This window comes from Gelidibacter sp. (assembly GCF_039916245.1).
In the GTDB taxonomy this organism is placed as follows: domain Bacteria; phylum Bacteroidota; class Bacteroidia; order Flavobacteriales; family Flavobacteriaceae; genus Gelidibacter.
This window is the reverse complement of sequence record NZ_JBDSLS010000023.1, coordinates 1-3,210: the sequence shown is the minus strand read 5'-3', so window position 1 is coordinate 3,210 and position 3,210 is coordinate 1. Positions and strand designations below refer to the sequence as shown.

General features: G+C 37.6%; 2 protein-coding genes and 1 pseudogene. All 3 read right to left on the bottom strand.

Going from position 1 to position 3,210, the window contains the following annotated elements; translation table 11 throughout:
* Window positions 1-147: 147 nt before the first annotated feature.
* The gene (gene argH, locus ABIQ28_RS01390) at window positions 148-1,437 is read right to left on the bottom strand and encodes an argininosuccinate lyase (protein ID WP_348034958.1); all 1,290 of its coding nucleotides are present in this window, start codon (window positions 1,435-1,437) and stop codon (window positions 148-150) included.
* A gap of 442 nt (window positions 1,438-1,879) precedes the next feature.
* Window positions 1,880-2,941, bottom strand: coding sequence for a M20 family metallo-hydrolase (locus ABIQ28_RS01385; protein WP_348034957.1), 1,062 nt, complete (start codon window positions 2,939-2,941; stop codon window positions 1,880-1,882).
* Window positions 2,938-3,210, bottom strand: a pseudogene (locus tag ABIQ28_RS01380) (acetylglutamate kinase); the annotation flags it as partial. The gene ABIQ28_RS01385 and the pseudogene ABIQ28_RS01380, both read right to left, overlap by 4 nt.

The window sequence follows — 3,210 nt, the reverse complement described above, 5'->3', positions numbered from 1 at the left end:
AAAGTGGGCGATTTTATTGAAGATTTTATCAATAATCCAAAAGACACTAATATGAATTTCACAAACATTCATTTAGGACAATCTACTATTATTTAAGTTTAATGGTTAGTCAGATTTTTAGATAGTAGCTCTTCAGAAAAGCATCCTTCACGGATGCTTTTCACGTTTAGGGAACTTGGCTCTAATCTCCTCCAAGCACAAATTTCCAATACTTCCTTGATGCGTATGCTCTTTAGAAGTATCAGGCTTATAAGTGCCCTCCTGAACCTGTTTGCCAATAATTTGATAAGCCTCACGGAAACTCATGCCATTTTCAACCAGCGTATTGATGTTGTCAACCGTAAATAAATGCTGGTATTTAACATCGTTTAAATCGATGGCCATAACCTCTACTTGCTGAATGGCATAATTGAACACATCCAAAATATCCTTTACATCATTGATGGCAAGAATCATGTTTTCCTTTAGTAATTGATAATCGCGATGGTAACCACTTGGTAGATTATTGGTAATCAAAATCATTTCCATCTGTAACGCCTGAATTTTATTACATTTCCCGCGAATCAGTTCAAATACGTCAGGATTCTTTTTATGAGGCATGATACTGCTGCCTGTGGTCAATTCATCAGGGAAACTTACAAAACCAAAATTTTGGCTCATATACAAGCAAATATCCATGGCAAAACGCGCCATCGTATTACATAAACTTCCTAGAGTCAAGGCCATGGTACGTTCACTTTTGCCACGTGCCATTTGTGCCGCCACCACATTGTATTTTAAGGTTGCAAATTGCAGTTCTTTAGTGGTCAATTCACGGTCAATTCCAAAGGAACTGCCATAACCAGCTGCTGAACCTAACGGATTTTGATCTACCGTTTTTAAGGCGGCATTGAGCAAATAAACATCATCAATCAACACTTCCGCATAAGCAGAAAACCATAATCCAAAAGACGACGGCATTGCTACCTGTAAATGCGTATAGCCAGGAAGTAATGCTTTTTTATGAGTTTCGGCTAATCCTAATAAGGTATTGAAAAACACTTCTGTTTTATCGTAAATGATGCCCAGTTGTTCTTTGTAGAAAAGCTGCAGGGCGACTAAAACTTGATCATTACGTGAACGTGCGGTATGAATCTTTTTACCGACTTCGCCCAAAATTTTAGTGAGTTCAAATTCGATTTTGGAGTGCACATCTTCAAATTGCGGTTCAATAGTGAAGGTGCCCTCTTCAATTTGTTGTGCCAAATTTTTTAATCCGCCTTCTAATTGCTCTAATTCTTCTTCGGATAAAATACCGATCGATTTCAACATTTTAGCATGTGCCAAAGATGCTTGCACATCATATTTAGCGATGTGTAAATCAATTTTCCGATCGTTCCCAACCGTGAATTGTTCTATTTTTTTATCTATACTAATTCCTTTATCCCAGAGTTTCATAAAATTCCTGCGAAGGCAGGAATCTAAACCTGCGCTTCTTTTTTTAATTATTTTATTATGATGCTAAGTTTTAAATCAAAGCTAACATCAAATCTTAATTCTGTTTTACATTATTTTAGATCGACGCTCTTCGTGGAACTTTATGTCTCCTTTGCGCAACTTTGTGTCACAGCTTTACGATTATTAAAACCCTCTGCTCTCAATAAATTTCCCGCAGATTTTCGCAGATCGTTGACGCTAAATGCTTCAAATTCCAAATCAATTCTAAATTCTATTTATAATATCTTCTTCAATAACCGTACATACAAATCATCCCTTCCTCTGTCACATAGATCGCAGTGCGAAATGCTTACAATCTTCATCGATTTCACTATATCTCAGAACGTCTTAATTCTTACCAAGACCAAGTCATTATTCTTTTATCTTGATTCTATATTTTATTTCACAATATTTCTTGCAATAACCTAATATACAACTCAATCCCTTCCTCAATCTCACTAATATAAATAAATTCATCTGCCGAGTGTGATCGCGTACTATCCCCAGGACCTAACTTCAACGACGGACAACTTAAAACAGCCTGATCAGAAAGTGTTGGCGACCCGTAGGTTGCTCTTCCCAAGGCGATTCCTGCTTTTACCAAAGCATGGTCTTTAGGAATGGACGACGAATTTAAACGTAAACTCCGTGGAATGATGCTGCTGCATGGCGATTCCTTTTGAAGGATTTCTACAATTTCTGTATTCGTGTAGCAATCATTCACGCGCACATCCACCACCAAATCCACTTCGGCAGGCACGGCATTATGTTGTTTTCCTGCTTTTATTTGAGAAACTGTCAATTTGACTTCGCCCAAAACAGGCGATACTTTTTCAAATTTATAATCTTTAAACCACTCCAACACTTTGATGCTGTTATAAATAGGGTTATCGGCATTTGGATGCGCCGCGTGACTTGGCGTGCCTTTTACTTTAGCATCAAAAACGACCAAGCCTTTTTCAGCAATGGCGAGTTGCATCAAAGTTGGTTCGCCCACAATAGCAACGTCTATTTTTGGGATGATTTTCAACATGCTGTTTAAGCCATTGGGGCCGCTGCTTTCTTCTTCTGCGGAAGCGACCATGACTAAATTATAATTTAAATCTTTATGATCATAAAAATAAACGAACGTGGCCATTAAAGAAACCAAACAACCTCCGGCATCATTACTACCCAAACCGAATAATTTACCGTCTTCTACAATAGCCATAAAAGGATCTTTAGTATAGCCAGTATTTGGTTTTACCGTGTCGTGGTGCGAGTTGAGCAGCAAGGTGGGTTTGGTGGCATCAAAATATTTATTGATGGCCCAAACGTTATTTTCTGTTCGTTTGTAATCGATATGGTAATTTTGAAACCAGTCTTCTATTAGTAGTGCCGTTTGATCTTCTTCAGATGAAAACGAAGGCGTTTCTATGAGCTTTTTTAACAATGCAATGGCATCAGTGGTCAGTTTTGGTGTCATTTGGTAATGGTTGTAAAATTAGCATTGGATTCAAAAAGCATTTCCGGTTTCCCGATGCACACCTTATGGACATTCTTTTCAATGGCATGAATACAATTGTTCAGTTTTGGGAGCATACCGTCGGAGATGATTTTATCATCAATTAAACTTTGATAGTTTTTCGTCGTAATCTGTTTGATGACCGAATCTTCATCATTCACATCTTTTAAAACACCGTTCTTTTCAAAACAGTAATACAATTCCGTTTGATAGTGATCGGCAAAACCAAT

Excerpts from the sequence above, each read along its gene's own strand:
- argH (WP_348034958.1), bottom strand. The coding sequence starts at position 1,437 with ATGAAACTCTGGGATAAAGGAATTAGTATAGATAAAAAAATAGAACAA.
- ABIQ28_RS01385 (WP_348034957.1), bottom strand. The coding sequence starts at position 2,941 with ATGACACCAAAACTGACCACTGATGCCATTGCATTGTTAAAAAAGCTC.